Source organism: Streptomyces sp. NBC_00353 (genome assembly GCF_036108815.1).
Lineage (GTDB): Bacteria > Actinomycetota > Actinomycetes > Streptomycetales > Streptomycetaceae > Streptomyces.
Map to the genome: position 1 here is coordinate 529,692 of NZ_CP107985.1, position 18,258 is coordinate 547,949.

General features: G+C 69.6%; 12 protein-coding genes and 2 pseudogenes. 3 read left to right on the forward strand and 11 right to left on the reverse strand.

The features are described 5' to 3' along the window. The first annotated feature begins 789 nt into the window (after window positions 1–789). Entirely contained in the window at window positions 790–1,362 is a 573-nt protein-coding gene (locus tag OHA88_RS02470; protein WP_328624002.1) for a hypothetical protein, read from the forward strand. A gap of 353 nt (window positions 1,363–1,715) precedes the next feature. On the opposite strand, the gene OHA88_RS02475 is transcribed toward OHA88_RS02470, so the two are convergent. From OHA88_RS02475 to OHA88_RS02485, 3 genes are all read right to left on the reverse strand, one after another. Next, window positions 1,716–2,807: a hypothetical protein gene (locus OHA88_RS02475; protein WP_328624003.1), complete on the reverse strand. Its 1,092-nt coding sequence runs from the start codon at window positions 2,805–2,807 to the stop codon at window positions 1,716–1,718. Window positions 2,808–3,232: 425 nt separating this feature from the next. Further along, on the reverse strand, window positions 3,233–3,421 hold the full coding sequence (locus OHA88_RS02480) for a hypothetical protein (RefSeq protein WP_328624004.1): 189 nt from the start codon (window positions 3,419–3,421) through the stop codon (window positions 3,233–3,235). A gap of 180 nt (window positions 3,422–3,601) precedes the next feature. Then, a complete protein-coding gene (locus tag OHA88_RS02485) occupies window positions 3,602–5,590 on the reverse strand; it encodes a HEAT repeat domain-containing protein (protein ID WP_328624005.1) in 1,989 nt (662 codons plus the stop codon). Between the two features lie 264 nt (window positions 5,591–5,854). Between OHA88_RS02485 and OHA88_RS02490 the strand changes: the two genes are divergently transcribed. Continuing rightward, complete coding sequence (locus tag OHA88_RS02490) at window positions 5,855–7,150, forward strand: IS701 family transposase (RefSeq protein ID WP_443044345.1); 1,296 nt, start codon at window positions 5,855–5,857, stop codon at window positions 7,148–7,150. Window positions 7,151–7,348: 198 nt separating this feature from the next. On the opposite strand, the pseudogene OHA88_RS02495 reads toward OHA88_RS02490, so the two are convergent. Then, window positions 7,349–7,720 (reverse strand): annotated as a pseudogene (locus OHA88_RS02495) (IS701 family transposase); the annotation flags it as partial. Here OHA88_RS02495 and OHA88_RS44435 point away from each other — a divergent pair. Then, window positions 7,718–7,852, forward strand: a pseudogene (locus OHA88_RS44435) (IS701 family transposase); the annotation flags it as partial. The pseudogenes OHA88_RS02495 and OHA88_RS44435 sit on opposite strands and share 3 nt — an antisense overlap. A 1,060-nt stretch (window positions 7,853–8,912) precedes the next feature. On the opposite strand, the gene OHA88_RS02505 reads toward OHA88_RS44435, so the two are convergent. The 7 genes from OHA88_RS02505 to OHA88_RS02535 all read right to left on the reverse strand — a co-directional run bounded on the left by OHA88_RS02505 (window position 8,913) and on the right by OHA88_RS02535 (window position 18,258). After that, on the reverse strand, window positions 8,913–10,472 hold the full coding sequence (locus OHA88_RS02505) for a hypothetical protein (RefSeq protein WP_328624007.1): 1,560 nt from the start codon (window positions 10,470–10,472) through the stop codon (window positions 8,913–8,915). Then, window positions 10,472–10,879 (reverse strand): hypothetical protein, encoded by a 408-nt coding sequence (locus OHA88_RS02510; protein WP_328624008.1) that lies wholly within the window; start codon window positions 10,877–10,879, stop codon window positions 10,472–10,474. The genes OHA88_RS02505 and OHA88_RS02510 overlap by 1 nt, the downstream gene beginning before the upstream one ends. A gap of 375 nt (window positions 10,880–11,254) precedes the next feature. Then, entirely contained in the window at window positions 11,255–12,793 is a 1,539-nt protein-coding gene (locus tag OHA88_RS02515) for a hypothetical protein (protein WP_328624009.1), read from the reverse strand. A 156-nt stretch (window positions 12,794–12,949) separates the two neighbouring features. Further along, complete coding sequence (locus OHA88_RS02520) at window positions 12,950–13,462, reverse strand: hypothetical protein (protein WP_328624010.1); 513 nt, start codon at window positions 13,460–13,462, stop codon at window positions 12,950–12,952. Continuing rightward, window positions 13,455–15,182, reverse strand: coding sequence for a type IV secretory system conjugative DNA transfer family protein (locus OHA88_RS02525; protein WP_328624011.1), 1,728 nt, complete (start codon window positions 15,180–15,182; stop codon window positions 13,455–13,457). Before OHA88_RS02525 ends, OHA88_RS02520 begins: the two co-directional genes overlap by 8 nt. After that, window positions 15,182–16,735 carry a type VI secretion protein gene (locus OHA88_RS02530; RefSeq protein WP_328624012.1) on the reverse strand — a complete coding sequence of 518 codons (1,554 nt, stop codon included), beginning with the start codon at window positions 16,733–16,735 and terminating at the stop codon, window positions 15,182–15,184. Before OHA88_RS02530 ends, OHA88_RS02525 begins: the two co-directional genes overlap by 1 nt. After that, window positions 16,735–18,258, reverse strand: a complete 1,524-nt coding sequence (locus tag OHA88_RS02535) for an SCO6880 family protein (protein ID WP_328624013.1) — start codon at window positions 18,256–18,258, stop codon at window positions 16,735–16,737. Before OHA88_RS02535 ends, OHA88_RS02530 begins: the two co-directional genes overlap by 1 nt.

The following is an 18,258-nucleotide window of genomic DNA, read 5'->3' on the forward strand; positions in this document are numbered from 1 at the left end:
CGCAGGGGGCGAGGGCCTGGTCGGTGGTCATGGCGGGAATCCTCGCTGGTCGCGGACCCTGCCCGCTACGGGCTGTCCCCACCTTCAGGGAAAGGCACCGGACCCGCACCTGCGGTTCGTCCGGACCTCCGAGCCGGGTCAGTCCCCGCACGGGCGTACATGATCACCGCCATACCGCCTCTTGCTCGTGGATGCGATCAACGAATGTCCCGTCCGGTTTCAGGATCGGCTGATGCAGCAGGTCAGTTCGTGGTGTCTCCGCGCTGAGGCGACGGTGGTGTCCAGCAGCCACGAGTTCGTACACGTGCCTGTGGTGATCGGTGGTGCACGGCTGAGGACGGTCGATCCGGACCCGCGGCAGCGTGCGGCGCTCTTGCGGTCCTACGGGGTACGTCCCGAGGACGAAAGGAGCGTCGAAGACGAGTGCGAGGCGTTCAGCACCGTCTTCGAGCTGTCCCTGGCAGCGCAGCTGACACAGCGTCTGCCGACGAACGCGGGCCGAGCCGCCCTCCTGGACGCCTACATAGGTGAGCGACTGCAGCAGGCGTCGCAGCCGACGGCTCTGCGGCGGGTTCTGCACCACTGGGCCATGCTGATGGACGAGCGGTTGACGGGGTGGTTGCCGCTGGCGGAAGCACAGCGCAGCGCCGCCCAGCTACTGATTGCGCTCGGTGCGACCGTGGGCGTAGTGGACGAGGCGTTGAGGTCGCCTGTGGTGCGGGTCCGGCATCAGCGGGTCGAGTTCCCGCATGAGTGGTACGCCCAGCTGCTCGCCGCCGAGGCCCTGGTGTGGTTCTGTACGGGGGCACGGAGCTGGCCGGTGAGCTGCGGCGGCCGCATCGCCGCGAGCTGGCTGTCTGGGCCGTTCCGCTGCACAGCGACCCGGACGTGGTTCGTGGCCTGCTGCGGGGACTGTCCGACAAGGAGGTGCTCGTCGAGGCGCTGCGCTTGCGATTGGGGCCGGTGGCCGACGAGGTGGCCTTGGCAGAGGCCCGGCGTTGCTTGGAGGCGGCTGTCGAGGCGATGGCCGCCAGCACGATCACGTCCACCTCGGATTTGAGGTACGCCAGTGAGCCGAGCCGCTGCTGGAGCGGATACGAGCAGGCGATGTTCGCTGCCATCGGCAAGACCGCCCGCGATGGGCGCCTGCGGGAGCCACTGGCCCGGCTCATGCGTGAGACCGATCAGGCCTTCCGACGCGGCACAGGGTGGGCCGCGACGAGCCTTCGCGTGGCGGGGCTGATCGCCGCAACTTTGAACGGATCGATCACATCCGCGGGCGGTATGCAGCTGCCTGCAGCGCTGATCACGCATGAGGCCCGGCTAGCTTGGCCGAGGGAAGGACACAAAGGAAGCCGGTGAGCGCTGTGGTCAGGCCCGGCGCGAGGTTGGGGGCGCCGTCGGGATGGCTGCGATCTGGAAACCATCCTCGCCGTACGCCGTTACGCCTTCACCGGTGACCGCCGCGCGCTGGAAGGCACCTGGATCCGACGCCTGCGCCGGTCATCGAACAAGTTCTGCTGGTCCTGTAGCGGCCGGTGTCCGGCGGCGGGCGGCAGATCCACTGCCCGGAGGTGGCTCCTGCGTATCCCGGCCGGCAGACCCCGGTGACCGTCCGTGGTGGCCGGGAACTGCCCGTCGGTCAGGTGCCGGCCAGGTGATCGATCACGGCGGCGTGCTGAGGCAGGCCGTAGGTGTATGCGTGTACGGGACGGTCAGCGGGCGGGCGCGGCGTGGGTGTCGGTGCGCTGCAGGTCGATCAGCAGCCGCTCGAGGTCGGTCATCAGCGCCCCGTAGACATGCCAGGCATCCGGGTGGGCCAAGGTGCCTTGCCCGACCAGGTCGGTCATGGTGTCATGCCAGGACTGGGCGCGGTCCAGCGCCCCCGGCAGTCGCTCACGGGCCTCGTCCTGGTCGGCCGGCTTCGACCCGTGCGGCGCGACGAGCGCCTCCACCGCATCACCGGCCAGCTCCAGCAGCTCGGCGTAGCGCTCCAGGAAGATCGGGCCAAGGCGGCGGAAGCCCCCGGCGTCCGCGTGGTCGGCGAGTGTCCGGGCGATGCCGCGGATCTGGAATGAGATGCCGTGCAGAGCGTGCCACAGATCGCTGTGGGAGACCGAGCCGCAGCGGCCGAGGGCACAGCGGGTGTTCCAGCGCACGGACTCCTGGCCCTCCTCGACGTGCTGTTGTGCCTCGCCGACCAGCCGCTCCAGGTCGCGGGCCTGCTCCAGCCAGGCGTCGGCCCGGTCCACGTGCCGGCGCTCCCACAGGCCGCCGCCCATCTGGCGCAGCAGTGTGCCCATCGATCCGGCGAGATCACGGATGGCGGTGTCGGACTCGGCAAGGTGGAGCGGCGGCAGGACCAGAGCGTTCACCGTCATGCCGGCTGCTGCGCCCACTACGGTGCCGAGCGCCGCCAGGATCGCATGGCCGGCCGGGACCGCGGTGGCCGCGGCGAGGGTAAGCACCGCGGTGGAGGCGATTTGCAGGCGGTCGTCGGAGACCCGGCGGCCGGCGGTGACCAGGGTGATCGCCAGGATGACGGCCACCGTTCCCACGGCCGGGCCGAGCAGCCAGACCACCAAGAGCGCCAGCGCGGTCCCGGCGGTGCGGGTGGCGGCGCTGTGCAGGGCCTGGTTCGCCGAGCGGTAGACGGTGGAGGTGTTCACCATGAGCAGCGCACCGGCCACGGCCAGGTACTGGCCCTGCGCGGGCAGCCAGTGGACGGTGGCGCCCCACGCGAGCGACGCGGCGATCAGACTCTTGAGGACGCGCACGACGGCGTGGCCCTCGCCCGGGCGGGACATGCGGGCCCAGGGGGCTGCCCCGCCGCGCAAATGGAATGCAAAAGTAAAACGCACAAAAGGTAGAGTGCCACAGGCGCACCCGTCCTGTGGGTGGCCTCCACCACACGCCCGCGCCAGCCATGACGCGGCGGCGACCCCGCCGTGCCTAACCGGCTCACGGTCTCGGGAGCACGGACGCCGTGAGGTCCTTGCGGCTTGTCTCCTATCTCACACACGCCACCTGCAAACTTTCCTTGCGAACTCGGCATACTCGCGCGGGCGAGGACGACAGCCCCCCGGCACCGTTCAGTCGCCACTGGCTCCGTCCGTCCGCGACGGACTCGGCAATGAAGCCGTCGGCGAGCGGTTGCCCCAGGCCCCCTCCGGCGCATCGGTCCGGGCGCCCGTCCACGAGGCCCGGACCGATGTGCTGCGTCCCGGGCCTCTCACTCGTCGGGATGGTGGTCAGACGGTGATCTCTGTCTGGCCGGGATGGAGACCTCGGTGGCCGCAGCGGGCGCGGCGGTCAGGTCGGGGACGGTGTCCGGGTAGCCCTGGGCGAGGAGGTCCAGGGCGGCTTTCTTGTAGGTGCTGGCGGTGGACGGGGACGCTCCGCCGATCGCCTCCTGGAGCACGTACTCCTGACCAGCGCGAGCACGTCGCCCTCCACCCATGCCAGGCCCACTGACCAGCGACTTTCAGGATGGAATCAGCTCAATGCGTTGCTGTTCGAACTCGGCCTCGCTGGTAATTGCCAGCCCGCTCTGGCCAGCGCCAGGATGATCCGGTGCTGCTGCGACTGACCTGCAGACGTTTCAGCATGTCTCGCCCGAGCGGGGTCCCGCACACGCGAGGGTCTGTTCGACCAGGCCGCGCAGTTCCTCGTCGTGGAGAATCATCGGGTATCCCCCGTCCGTGGACAGGCGACGGTCCGACTGGCGAATCGTCAGCAGTGCGGCCCGGATCGCCGGGCTGATCTCGCCCATGCGGATCAGGGCTTGGAGCGCCTCGCGGAAGAATCCGAAGCCGTCACCGTCTTCGGCGATCGGCAGCACGAACTCTTCCAGGATCTGCATGCTCGGTTCGGCCCGGCCCGTGATCGACCAGAGTTTGATCGCCGCGGTGAGCCGCGGCCAGTGCGTGCCGTTCCCCATGGCGAACCGGACCCGGTCCGCGTAGGGCGCGGCGTCAAGGCCGAAGTCAGTCGTCGGGGCGCCGATCGACCCGTACCCGGGCTCGTCGGCTGCCAGGACCGCGTCGCCGAAGAACCGGAGCGCCGCCGCACGGTCACCACCGATGCGTACGGCAGCCGAGGCGACCGCGTGGTGGTTACCCGGGTGGTCCAGCACCTCGCAGGCACGCAGGGCCGGCACGGCGGAGGCGGCGGCCGGGCCCATCGCCATCAGCACGCCGACCACGTGCATGGAGGTCCAGGTGTCGGCCAGCAGCGGCAGGAGATCCGGCAGGGCCGGCAGCGCCTCCTCGCCCCAGGTTTCCAGCACCTCAAGGAACGCGCGGGTCGCACCACCTCGGGCCCCGCCCTGCCGGATCGCCTCCCGCATCGCGGGCAGCAGGACATCCACGTGCGGCCGCAGCGGGATCAGCACGTCCTTGGCGTCCGGCCGTCTCGGATCACTGGCGGCGTAGCTGCGGCCCTGCTCCTCCTCTTGAGCGCGGAGCTGCGCGATCAGGCCCGGCAGGGCTCGGGGGTCACCGATCCGGGCCAGTGCCCAACGGGCGATTTCGCCGACCGTTCCGACGAGATACTCGTCGGCCCCTTCGTCGTCGAGCAGTTCGGCGAGCCGGTCGGCGTACGGGGCCGCCACCGGGCCCAGCACCGCAAGGACGTTCGCAGCCCGCAGCCGCACGGCGCCGTCCGGATCGGCCAGCAGCCCGCCCGCCAGCGGCAGCAAGGCGGCTTCCACGGAACGCCGCTCGGTGAGGAGCCGCCACGCCACGTCCAGTGCCTCCCGACACAGCGCGGCGTCCCCGGTGCAGTGCGCGTCCTCGGCCAGCCGGACAGCGAAGGAGAGTTCAGCATCGGGGTCGTACGCGAGCTCCCTGGCCGTCGACCGGACCAAATCCTCGCGGGTCCAGGGACCGTCTATACCCGGGGTGTACCACACCTCCTCGAACCGTGGCCGCAACGTGAGGTCGGAGAACACCTCGATCAGCCGGCCGATCTGCCGGACCGGCAGCCCCCGGTCGAGCCCTGCCGAGGCGTGCACGGCTGCGACCCACAACACCGGATCGTCCCCGCCCAGCACATCCGCCAGCACCGCCAGCGCGTCGTCGGCAGCGCCGCCGGTCATGCCGACCCCGGCCTCCCCGGCCACGGCCTCACCGAGGGCGAGCAGCAGCGGGATTCGCACCGTCGGGTCCGTCTCCACCCGCCAGCGCTCCAGCAGCCGTTCGATCCCGGCTGCCAGAGGTATCGCCGCCCGCCGCACCGCTGCCTCCGGATCCGCAAGCAGGGCCCATGCTCCCGTCCAGTCCTCATCTGCCAGGGTCGGTGCCTGCATGGCCACCAGCAGCTCGACGAGTTCGACCCGCGCGCCCATGGTCGGGTCGGCGGCGAGCGCTACGACGAACGGCAGGGCGGCCACTGCTGCGGACGGCGTCACATGCCCCTCCCTCGTGACCAGGGAGTAGAGCGGGTAGCAGTCCTCCTCCGTCGCTTCCGCCCCCGTCAAGACGAGCCGCCGGAGCGTCAGCGGTACGACCTCGACCTGATCGTGCGGAGACGCCGTCTCAAGCTCGTCCCACTCCACGGAGTCCAGCGCATCCAACAACATTCCCGTCACCGACTTCCGTTCACCACCACGTCGTCCTGCTCGCCACGGCCGTCATCGTCCAGGAAACCCGTCGTCCTGTCGCTCGAATTCGCTGCCGCCTCATGAGACACGGGGGCGGACGAGGAACGCCGCGGCGAAGGCGCCGCATGGTCGCCGCAGGCCACCTAGTACTCCAGCAGCGTTTCGCTATTCCTGCTGGTCAGGTGCCTGGTTTTGAGGGTAGTGGGTTGGCGTTCCAGCGGGTGCGCGATCGGTGGATCCGTCATCCGAAGGATGGGTTTATGCGAGTGGGCCGCCGACGTTGGGCAGGGTCCGGGCGTGATCGAGGACCCTGGAACTGGACTGTGGGCGACGGAACTTGAAGACCTCTTCCTGCGGGTTGGCGGCAGATTCTCTCGCATCGAGCCGCGGCGGCGGATGCGGGACTACGTGCGCGGCCTGCTGGGCCCGGTCGGCCGCAAGAACGGCTGGCAACTTGCGGAATTCGCGGGACACGCGACACCGGACGGACTGCAGCGACTGCTCGCCGCAACCCGGTGGGATCCCGAGCTTCTCCGCGACGACCTGCAGACATACGTCGCGGAAAAGCTCGGCCGGCCCGACGGCGTACTGATCATCGACGACACCGGATTCCTGAAGAAGGGCAGCACCTCCGCCGGGGTACAACGCCAATACTCCGGCACCGCCGGCCGCACCGAGAACTGCCAAATCGGCGTCTTCGCCGCCTACGCCTCGACCAAAGGCCGCGCACTGGTGGACCGGGAGCTGTATCTGCCCAAGTCGTGGACGAACGACCCGGACCGCTGCCGCGCCGCCAAAATCCCCACAGACCGCGCGTTCGCGACCAAGGGCGAGCTCGCCCGACACCTGGTCCTGCGCGCACTGGCCTCCGACCTGCCCATCGCCTGGGTCACCGCCGACTCCGCCTACGGCCAGGAGTGGGGATTCCGCCGGATGCTGGAGGAAGCGGGCGTCGGCTATGTGCTCGCCGTACCGAAATCGCAGCAGGTCAAGTCACTGGCAGGGAGCTGGCGCATCGACCAGATCGTCGGTGAAGCGCCCGATAATGCGTGGCAGCGACTGTCGGCCGGCGACGGCGCCAAAGGCCCGCGCCTCTACGACTGGGCTTCGGCTCAGCTGCCAGTCATCGACTTCTTCGACGGCAATCCGCCTGCTCATCGCCGGTGGGTGCTGGCCCGACGCAGCATCAAAAGGCCCGATGAGACCGCCTACTACCTCGCCTACGCACCGACCGGCACCAGTGTTGCCGAACTGGTCCGCATCGCCGGGTCACGCTGGGCAATCGAGGAGTGCTTCCAGGCCGCGAAGAACGAGTGCGGCCTGGATGAGTACGAGGTCCGCCGCTATCCGGGCTGGTACCGGCACATCACCCTCGCCATGCTCGCGCACGCCTTCCTCGCAGCGATGGCCGCCGCGGAAATCGAAAGGGGGGCCGAAGAAACGATCGCCACACCCTCGCGCCCCTCACCGTGGCAGAAATCCGGAGACTCATGGCAACTTGCCGTTCCCAGCCAACTCTCCAACGAAAGAACCGTGTTCATGCCCTGAGCTGGTCAAGATGGCGACGCCGCCACCAAGCCGTCGCCCGCCATTGCCACTACCAACGCCGGAACCGGGCGCAACACGGATCCACCGATCCCGCTCCCGATGGAACGCCAACCCACTACCCTCAAAACCAGGCACCTGACCAGCAGGAATAGCGAAACGCTGCTGGAGTACTAGTACTCCAGCTGTAGATGGTGATCTTCAGGCTTCAGCGGCTTGCCGCCGGTAGTGGTTGGCCTGGGATCGGGCCTGGCGGCGGCGTCGCCAGTCGGACCAACCGAGCTGATGTGCGGCATCGTGGACGGGCCGAATGACGAGGGTGATGAACAGGCGCTGGATCTCGTTGCAGGTGAGCGGTATGAGGCCGTTCGGTGCCGGTTGGCGGGCGTGTTCATCGGCTCGGACGACGGCGAGGAAGGCATGGGCGAACATCGCGAGGGTGACCCAGCGGGACCAGGACGCGTAGCGGCGGACCTGGTGCTCGCCCAGAGCGGCCAGGCCTTTTCCTGACGGGAAGAACTCCTCCACCCGCCACCTTGATCCAGCGACTCGCACCAGCTTGGCCAGCGGCAGGCCGCGAAGAACGAATGCGGCCTGGACCAGTGCGAAGTCCGCCGCTACGTCGGCTGGTACCGCCACATCACCCTGGCCATGCTCGCGCATGCCTTCCTGGCGGCGATGACAGCCCAGGCACTCGAAAAGGGGGCCGCAGAAACGGTTTGAGCAGCCTCGTTCCCCTCACCCTGGCAGAAATCCGACGGCTCCTGGACCTTGCCCATCCCCTCACAGCCCGGCACCAGCCCACACACACGCCGGCTCCACTGGTCCCACTGGCGACGACGCCACCAGGCCATCGCCCGCCACTGTCACTACCAACGCCGCACCAACCCCGAACGGGCAAGTCACGAACCACCGCTACCCTGACGGGATGTCAGCTCGATAGACTTCAAAAGGGCCCCGTGACCAGGGAAAATGGGGAAGCACGACTGGAGTACTAGGCCGCAGGAGCGGCCGCGGCTTCTACACCTACATTCCAAGGGGATCAGGGCAGCCCCGCCGAGGGCATCCGGGCCGAGATCAGTCCGCCGGCCGGGCAGGCGGCACCTGTCGAAGAACCGACTCCCCGAGCTCAAATCTTCCTCGAACAAATCCCCGACCCCACTGGCAGGGTGAACGCCATACCGACCCTCCTGCTGTCAGCACACGGCAGCAGGCCCGCCTGCGGCGGGACAACGCACCCGCGACCCCTTTAGTCCTCCGGCCCCCCTGAAAGTGATTCACAGCCAGTAACCGATGCGAGGGCACCCGCTTAGGCAAGCTGCCGGATCGCACCACCCACGTGGATGGCACGAAGATCCCTGTCCGGTCGGGTGGACATGTCCGCACCCGCATAAGGCGCCATGACGATGCAGTAGTCCTTGCTCCGGGTACATCGGTGAGTCTCAACGGAACTGGCCTTGCTGTTGGCCTCCGCGAACGTCGGGGCCGACACGAGTAGTACGACACCGACTGTCATACACATGATTCTTCGCATGCCCGGGTCAACGGCTCTCGCGTCGCAGAAGTGCGGACGGCACATGGGACATCACCCACACGAGGCGGTTGTGGGGCCGCGTCTCATTGGGCTGCTGAATGTGAAGGACGGCACTATTTGATTTCGTAAGCCTGTGCATCCGTGCCCACCATGCCTGTTCTGACCGGCAGAACGCCGCGCTGCGACGAGCGATCCCGCCGATCTGCAGGGGACGAATCTGCCAGGCAGGAGCTACAGACGGAATCCTCCCCGCCGTGCAGATGGCTGCGTGCGCAGCACTGGGCTCCCCGCTCGTACGGCGGGAGGCGGCGCTTGCGCCTCACCCCATTGCTGCTGTGCCGCGACGTTGCGGTGCGCGGCGGCATCAAGGAGAGCTCGCGGGACGGTGGCTCCGACCTGGCGTGCCGTCTCCAGCAGTGCTACCGCAGCAGTCTGCTCGGCGGGCATCACGGTCCGGTACGTGCCGGTCAGCGATTCCAATTGTCGGTGGTGAACGGGGTAGAAGCGCCGCTGTCCTGGATGGTCGGGACCTGGTCGATGCTCGACGGAATCCGTGACCAGCCCGCTCCGCGCCCGCTCCACCGCCAGCGGCGCAGCTGCGGCCAGCTGCCACCCGGTGGCAGGCAGCCGGTACAGCAATGCCGCCAGAGCGCCCACGCCCCGCACGTCGTCCAGGATGTCGCGAACCGGCCGCGCTTCGGGGCGTGCTGCTCCGTCCGGTCGCCACTGCGCACCGAACAGCAGCTGCCCCACCCGCACAGCCGACGTATGGGCAATCACGGTGGCCGGGTGGGGAACGACCTGCGGCAGGCGGACCACCTGGCCACGGCGGACGATGTCATAGCTAGGCGGCGGCAGTTTGGGATGGGCCCGTGGGTCGGCCAGGTCCACAATCCGATGCCACGCGGCCGCAGACTGCTGCCACGCCTGTGCGGAACTCCGCAGGGCTCCAGCTGCCTCCCGCTGAACTGCAGCGATCGCCGGGTCTGGGAGCTGCTCGGCGACGCGCAACAGCAACCGGCCCGACAGCAGGCGTCCCATCGCTGTCCAGCGGGAGAGCTGTTGCAGGTCCGATCCGCTCAGCCGGTGTCCAGATCGGTCGTGCAGGGTGTCGAACGCGGCCCGGGACAGCCGGTCGCAGTCCTCAGCCAGGCGCTCAGGGACATCCCGGGTGTCGTCGCTGCCGTGCGCCTGGACCGGCTCGACGGGCAGTGCGAGTGAGAAAGCCGCGATCCCCCAGTCGGCGTTCCGGGTCACCTCCCGGCCGAATACCGCAGCCTTGGCCAGCGATGACCGGACATCGGCGAAGGCTGCTTCAACACCGGGGTCCTCGATGTCCCGTCCCAAGGCGAGAGCGATCCGGTCTGCTTCCCACGCGAGTTCGGCGGACCGTCGGGCGAGGTAGTCGCGAGCGGGACGGGTGCTGAACGCATAGGCGTAAGCGGTCAACGGGACCCGGTTGGGCCCGTGGTGGCTCTCGATGACGTCACGCACCGCGTTGACGGCTGCGGTCGCGCCCGCGATGCCGTCCCCCGCCGAGCTGGACGAGTGCACCGCCGGGGGTGGCAGCAGTCGCTGGGCTGTCTGCAATGCATCACGGGCCTGGTCGAGGTGGAACCTGAGGTCGCTCGCCGGCGAGGCGTCGTCGATGATGCTGAGCCCCCCAGCCAGATCCGCCAGGAACTGGTCTAAGAGGCGGGTTACGGCTGCCCGGTCAGTCGCGACGGGCTGCTCGGCCGCGGCTCGAAGATGCGCGCCGGCCGTATCGAAGAGCTCTTCCAGAGTGGCCACTACTGCTCCCTAACCGTCGTGAGAGCCTCCCGCGCGGCGGATGCGTGTCGGGCCGCCTCGCTCAGGCGGCTCTGCGCGCCCGTGCTGCTGTCCCCCGCCGAGGCCAGGCGAACAAGCGCCCCATGGGTCCGATCGAGCAGGCCGATGTAGGGAGCAAGGCCGGCCGTTCCGGGCTCGATCTCTGCCAGGTTGAGGGGACCGCCCGTCTCCGGCACGGGCAGCAGATCTCGGGCGGTGAAGCATTCCTGCGCAACGATGAGCGCCTGTAGTTCGTCGCTCGCCTCGTCCCAAGCGATGGCGTCCGCCAGACGGCCCGCGAGGTCCAGCGCATCCCATGCGCCGGACAGAACCGTGTATGCGTCCGACTCCGACAGCGCTTCACTCACTCTGTTCAGCTGTGCGGTCATGGCCCCGATCCCCTCCGTGAAATGTGTGTATATGGCAATCGTGACACCGTCCCCACCAAAGCTCCCAGCCTCCTGTGGACAGAGAGGTCTCTGTGGACAACGCCGTATCCGGTTGAAAGGACGCCCGGATCTCACTGTCCGTGGTACGCGGTATGAGACTGGTGAGCTCGCATGTTGAGGTGCCTCGTGCAGAGGCTGCGCCAGGCGTCGGGCGCCCTCCGCCTGCAGGAGCCGAGCCTCCCGCTCCAGAATGTCGGGGTCCGTAGTCAGCGGTAGCAGCGGTGCTTCGAGCTTCACCACCTCCACCACCGTGCCTGCGGGCTCGTCCGGCGTGCTCAACGCATTCTCCTTCGGTGCTCGATGGCGGCAACGGGCTCAGGTTGAGACACGGGGCGCACCCGTCCGGGTGGCCGACCCCGCGGTCGCCACGGCGGGGCGCGGCGCACTCTTCTGGACGGCTTCGGCCGAGGTGGCGGGGCCGGTGAGACCCGGCGGCAGGGTCGTCACCGCGAGCCGTCCGCCGTGGTGCGCGGCGAGACCAGCCAGCGTCTCCAGGGCGGTGAGGACGGCCGGGCTGAACCGGCCCGGCTGGACCCGGGCCCGCTCCACGATCCCCTGCGCGTGTTCGGCCACCGCACTGTAGGGCCCGGCCGCCGACCCGGGACCGGCAGGCAGCTCCGAGGGCGGCAGCTGCTGCCAAACCTCGCGGAACTCCGCTACCCGCCGGTGCGGGGAAGCGCTGAGCTCCTTGCCCATGTCGGTGTCCACCCATGCCTGGAAGGCCCGGGCAATCTCTCGCGAGGCCTCCACAGCCTCGTCCCGGGTGGCGTACGGCAGCGGAGCGTTGGACCGCAGTGTGCTGCGCAACTGGCGGATCTCGGCAAGATTCTGGTTCTGGGCGGCGGCCACGGTGTCGGCGTCGGGCCGCTCGCTGAGCGGACTGCTGTAGGCCAGGGCCGCATCGGAGACCTTGAGCAGCACCTCGGCGGTCGGCAGGTCCGGGTGCTTGGCGCCGCTGCGCAGCCACTCGGCCCCGGCCTGCGCCCAGCGGGCGATGGTCTCGCAGGAACGGGCGGAGACCGTGCGCCAAAACCCCTGGACACGCACGTCGTCGGCCAGCCGCTCAAAGTAGGGGCCGGCCTTCTCCTTGATGACGTCCCACAGATGGGCGGCAGCGCCGCGGACGGTCTGCAGCTGCTGCCACTCCGCCGAGTCCTTAAGCGACAGAGCATGGCGGTCGGCCTCCTGCAGGGCGGTGTTGACCGCGGCGGCCGCCTGCCGGGCATCGGCCGTACTGACAGGGGCGGGCGCGACGGGCGCGGACTGCGGACCCACACTATCCGTAGCGGCCTGTGGGCCGCGCACGGTTCGCCTCCACTGCTGCTCCAGGATGCGCAGGTCGTTGTCGACGGCGGCGCGCAGGTCCTGGGCGCTGCCCAGGTCGGGCGGGACGATGTCGGCCCATGCCTCCCCCACCCGCTCGAGCGCCTCAGGCAGATCCACTGGCTCGATGAGGTCGGCGGCCCACAGGTCCGCGGGATCGCTGGCAACCCCAGTGCGGCCCGCTTCCGGGAAGGCAGCGGCCGGTGCAGCCTGAGACACCGGCGCTCGCGCCGTGTCCTGAGCGCCCCTGGGGGCCTTCAGCTTCCATGTCGGGGCACCGTAGCCGTCGTACAGGACCCCGTCGCGTGCAGTCCATCCCGCCCCGTCCGGGAGGTCGTTGCCGGTCCACAGCGGAAGCTCACGCTGCGCTTCGGGCATCGCCGCCTCGGCATTCGCCCGCGCCCGCTCCTCCAACGGGGCTGGCTGCGCCACTTGCAGAACAGGGACGGGCGGCTGGCTGGCCCGGTATGCCTCGACGGCCGCTCGGATGGATTCGGCGGCCACCGAGGCCGGTTCTGTGGGTGTGGCCATGGAGGCTTCCTCCGTACGGTCGGGTGTCACGGGCAAGAGCCCGCGAGGGCAGTTCGGCGCGCTCCGGGACGTCGTCGCGCTGCTGAGTGGCTTCTTCGGCATGTAGCGGGATACGTACGCAGGCCCCCTTCGCGTGTGTATGGTCCTGCGGCGCCGCTACAGCGGTGCCTGCAGTTCGGCGGTACGTCGGGCGAGTTCCGCCGCGGCCGGATGCGCGGCCGCGGCCGTAGTCGTGTCGGCGGTGAGCAGGTACGCCTCGAAGGCCTCGTCGGCGCCGGGCGGTGGCGCCACCAGCGGTGGCGGGTCCTGGTGGCGGCCGCTGGCGCAGGCGGCCAGCTGCAGGCGGGGCGTGAAGCTATACAGGGTGTTGATCCAGTCGCCTTCGGCAAGCTCCCGCCCCGCGGCCCGTTCACCTGCATAGGTGCGCAGCCAGCCGACGTACAGGGCGGTCAAGTGCTCGACGACGGGCGGGTGCCGGTACCAGCACGGCGGGATGTTGTTGTGGAGTTCGAAGGTGAGGCGCAGCCAGTCGACCCAGATCGCGAGTTCTCGCATCCGGGCACGCCGCTCGGGCGGGTCCATGGCAGCCCACACCCACCGCTGAGGCTCCGGCTTGGCGGCGGCCGGTGCTGGCCACAGGGAGGCGGGGTTGTCGAGCGCGTCAGACACGGGTGCCGGCCTTCCCGGGTGCGGCGGGTTTGGTGAAGCTGACCGTCCCTGTCGGAGGAGCGGGGACGGCCAGCAGCTTCTTGAGGTCTTTGTCGCGGAAGGTGAGCCGCATCTTGACCTTGATCGGGGGCTGGTTGGAGTACTGGGCGATGGCGGTGAAGTCCGGCAGTTGCTGAAGGGAGTGGACCGGGGCGAGGTCGGTCTCGGTGGCTGAGGTGTTGGTGGAGTACTCGCCTCGGGAGCGGCCGTGGGAGGTCCGCATGACTTCGGTACGTCCGTACAGGCCGGAGAAGTAGCGCAGGGTCTCCAGGTCGCCGCAGCCGGGCAGCAGCATCCGCAGACCGCTTGCGGAGAGCACGGTGTTGGCCTTCTGGGTGCCGAGCCGGTCGCGGAGTTGGGACAGGTCGTGCCAGACGGTCAGGACGTCGATTCCCATGCCGCGGCCGGTGGTAAGGATGTTCGGCAGTCTCGGGTAGCGAAGCATGTTGCCGGCCTCGTCGACCATGACTCCCAGGGACGGGTTCAGCGGCTTTCCGGTCGTGTTGTAGCGGACTTCGGCCCCGTGGATGATCGACGCGATGATCGAGGTCAGCAGCGGGGCGAACCGTTCGGCATCGGCCTCGGAGGCGATCAGGCAGACGGTGCCGTTCGCCTGCAGGAGCTCCTCGACGGTGAAGTCGGTGCCGGAGCATGTCTCGCGGACTTCTTCGTCGGCGTAGACCCGGGCCAGCACGTTGAGACTGAACTGAATGCTTCCGATGCCGTCCTCGTGGAGGCGCAGCCAAGGGGATGCGTAGTCGTCGGCGACTTCGGTGTAGCCGTGTTGCAGCAGGACGGCGCGGACGTGGTCGACGGCGTCCTTGCCCAGCCCGAGCCAGCGGCGCATCGCGCTGACGCCGCCTCCGGAGAGGTTCGCCGCCAGCAGGACGCCCTTGAGGACGCTCTTGGCCTGGTCGATCCAGGGGGCGGCGCGCTTGTCGTCGCCGGAGGAGGAGGCTTCTGCCATCCATGCGGCCATCCGGTCGGCTGCTTTGGCATCGGTGCAATAGTCCACCGGAGACCACTTCTGGGTGGTACGGCCGGGGATTCCGGCGGGGGCGATCACCCACACGGGGCCGAAGTGGCGGCGGCGGGCGTCGATGATGTCCAGGTCGGCGGCCTTGGTGGTCGTCACGACCAAGGGCCCCTGCCACTCGGCGGCGTTCGGCAGCACCAGCCCTGTCGTCTTCGACGACCCGGGCACCCCGAACACGGTCGCGGAGATGTTGGGCTGGGCGGCCACGATCTTCTTGGTCCGCATCCCGCGCCCGGCGGTGATCCGGTTGGCGCGCCTGACCGGGTCCTGGGGTGCGGCGAGCTTGCGTTCCACCTTCACCCCGCCCCACTGCGCTCCGCCGGTGCGGCCGCTGCGATCAAGGAGACCGATGGCTTTGACCACCAGGACGAGGACGACGACGATCAGGAGCACGGCGAGCAGGTAGAACAGCCAGGCCGGCGGGGCCGGTTCGTAAGCTGCGCCTGGTCCGCGTACGAGCGCGGTGAGAACGGTCGCGGGGACGCTGCTGGTGCGCGTCGCCCACCCGCGTCCGGACAGCGCAGAGGCGAGCGGTGCGGCCAGCAGCACCGCGCCGCCGACCGAGACCAGTGCGCCGGCACCGTAGGCGGCGAGCAGGGTGTTGTCGTCCATGGCGGCGGACGGGCCGTTCTTCCCCGTCGCCATCACACGACCATCCGCTCATCGGTCTCGAACAACTTCTGCTCGATGTGGGAGAGCACCAGCTGGACGGCATGGGAGCCGCCGCCGCGGCCTACCTTCCACAGGGCGCGGCCGCGTTGGCCTGCACCCCAGGAGCCGATCAGGTCGCATTCGGCGTCGGTGAGTCCGATCGCCTCGCGGGTGATCTGCAGTGGGCGGGTGTCCTGGGCGAGCTGGATGCGGGTCTCGCAGGAGGAGATGAGGTCCTTGGCGATCGCCACGGCCTCCGAGCCGGCCGCGCCGACGCTCTCGAAGTCGGACAGGCGGTGGGTGGCCAGGATCTGGATGGTGCCGGTCGCCCGGGAGAGTCTGAGATCCGCGTCGATCTTGCGGACCATGGCGGCGCCGCCACTGCGCATCTGGCGCCACAGCTCGTCGCGTACGACGACCCACGGGCGCTGGCCGGGCCGGTCGATCGCCGCCTGTGCCCAGGAGGAGACGCAGGACAGCACCATGGCGACCGTCTCGTCGCCGTACTGTTCCAGGGCGGAGATGTCGACGGACTGGATGGGGGCCTCCCAGTCCAGGCCGATGGATGTCTCCTGGTCGAAGAGCCCGCCCAGATGACCGTTGACCATGGCGCCGAGCGCCGAGCGGATGGTGGCCATCTGCTCGCGGGCCCTTTGCACTTCGCCGTCGCGGACGCGGAGTTCCTTGGCCATCGCGTCGGTGGGGTCGCGCAGCTTGTCGTAGACCAGCGGCAAGGTGGGCACCGCGAGGCGGGTCTGTCCGTACAGCTCGCCCGTTACCTCTCGCACCGCGACGTCCAGGGCCTCTTCCTCTTGCGACTCCAGCGTCCGCTTGAGCTGGAGCTCCAGCAGGGCCTTGAAGAGCGTCAGGCGGCGGCGGTGGATCTCCTGCAGGCGGCTGCGGAGTTCGGCCGAGTCAGTGATCCGGTCGAGGCCCGCGCCGAGCGGTCCGGCGTCAAGAGGGTTGAGGCGGCCGGGCAGGCCGGGGCCGAGCCGGACCGGCTCAACTCCCAGGTGGCGGCACAGGCCCGCGTACTCGCCCTTCACGTCGCCCGCGATCAGGGTGCGGTGCCCGAACGCCATCAGCCGGAAGCACAACGCCTTGATGTGCGCGCTCTTACCGGACCCGGGAATGCCGGTGATCATGACGTTGGGGTTGGTGCACAGTCCTTCGCGTACCCAGACCGCCGGGTGGGCGGAGAACGCCTGCGTGGTCAGGGTGTTGTGGCCGATGTACGCGCCGACCGGTGGCAGTGCCCCGGCGTGCAGGAAGGGGTAGGCGCCGGCCGCGTTGCCGGTATCGGCGCGCACCACTTCGGTCCGGGGCAGGGACGCGGACCGCCCCGCATACGGGTGCGCCCATCCCCTGCGGGGGGCGATCCGCATCACGGTGTCGGCGTCTTCGAGACGGCGGGCTGCGCGCTGTTCGGCTGCCGTCGGCCCTGCCGGAGCGGGGACGAGCGTCGTGTTGATGCCGGTGGCTTCGCCGATCCCGGCGGCTTCCAGCAGGGTGTCGTCGCCTGTGCGGCGGCGGGTGAGGAGGCCCATCAGAATCCCGTCCGTCGGTCCGGCAGTCCCTGGCCAAGCGGAAGTGCGCCCGCGGCGAACCCGACGTCCTGGGCTCCCCACATGCGCCGCAGTTCCAGGCCAGCCGCCGCGGCATCGGCCTGCATCTCCGCGCAGGCCGTCTCCAGTTCCTCCAGGTCGGTGACGGTCACCGACAGCACCGCGGTCATCCGCACCACGCCCTGGCCCGACGCGCGGGCCATGTCCTGGGTGCGGGCGAGGTTGACCTCGCGGCGCTCGTCCTCGCTCTCGTCCCGGCCGGTTTTGGCCCGCAGGTGCCGGGCGGAGGACCGCTTGCTCTTCTCTTTCGCGAGCTCTTGGCGGGCCCGGCGCGGGCCGAGTGGTTCGTAGACCAGGCTCATCGAGCGCCGAGCGTTGCGCCGGGGGCGCAGCAGCGGCTGCAGGAACGTCGCGTACACCTGTGCCTGCGGCCAGGTACGCACCTGATAGGTGACCGTCCAGGCCCCGTCGTGGCGGTAGGTGCCCCATCCGGTCTCGGCGGCCGCGGGCCCGGCGAGGGCGGGGTCGACGCCTTCTTCGGTGCCTTCCCATCCCAGGATCTGGGCAGCGGAGTTAGCGTTGGCGAGTGCGACCTGGGCGTCGGGGTCGTACGCGGTGCGCACGGTCTGGGCCAGACCCCGCGGGGAGAGCCATTCGACGACCTGCAGGCTCGCGGTGCTCAGTGCTCCGCCCAGCGCGTGGAGCTCGCGCACCAGGACCGCGGCCGCGCCGACCTGGCCGCCGCCGGCGCCCTTGATGGCGAGACGGGCCCGGGACGCCGACAGGGTGACGGACAAGTACGTCTCCCGGGAGGTCGCCGCGGGGCCCGCGCCTTCCATGACATCGGCCAGGGCGCTCACCGCTGCTGCCGGGGCGTCAGCGGTGATGTGCTGCGCGGTCCAGGACCGCAAGGCAGCCCCGTCGTCGGGCAGACATCGCTGGTGTACGGACAGGCGGGTGATGGGCGAGTCCTCGGTGCAGAACGTGCGCATCAGCGCAGCCCAGGAGGAAACCCGGGCCGCTTGCTTGTCACTGTCCACCAGCGCAAGGCCGGGGAACGAGACGCGGGCAACCGCGGTGTACGTACCGGCCACCGGGTCGTGTGCGACACCGAGGAGCCCTCCCAGACCGTCCGGTGCCTCCAAGATGCGGAGCCGGGCAAGGGTGCCTGGCAGATCCATCGGCTGGTGCCCGGTGCGGGCGGATCGGGGAGCGAAAGGCCCGCTGAAGAAGATGTTCTGTTTTCTTGCCACGGCGATCTGATGCCTCACTGCCAGAAGGATCCATTCATCGGCGCTCAGCCCGCTCACCCGCCCGAAGGCAAGCAGAAGCAACAGCAGAGCCAGCGGCACGCACACGGCGGCCACGGCCCAGCTGGACAGGTTGACGGGGGTGAGCAGCAGCGCGCAGGACACGGCGACCAGGGCGAAACCGGGCCCGGACAGCCGCCCCATGAAGCCGGACTTCTCCGACTGCCATCCGCTGTAGGTGATGGGTTGTGTCAT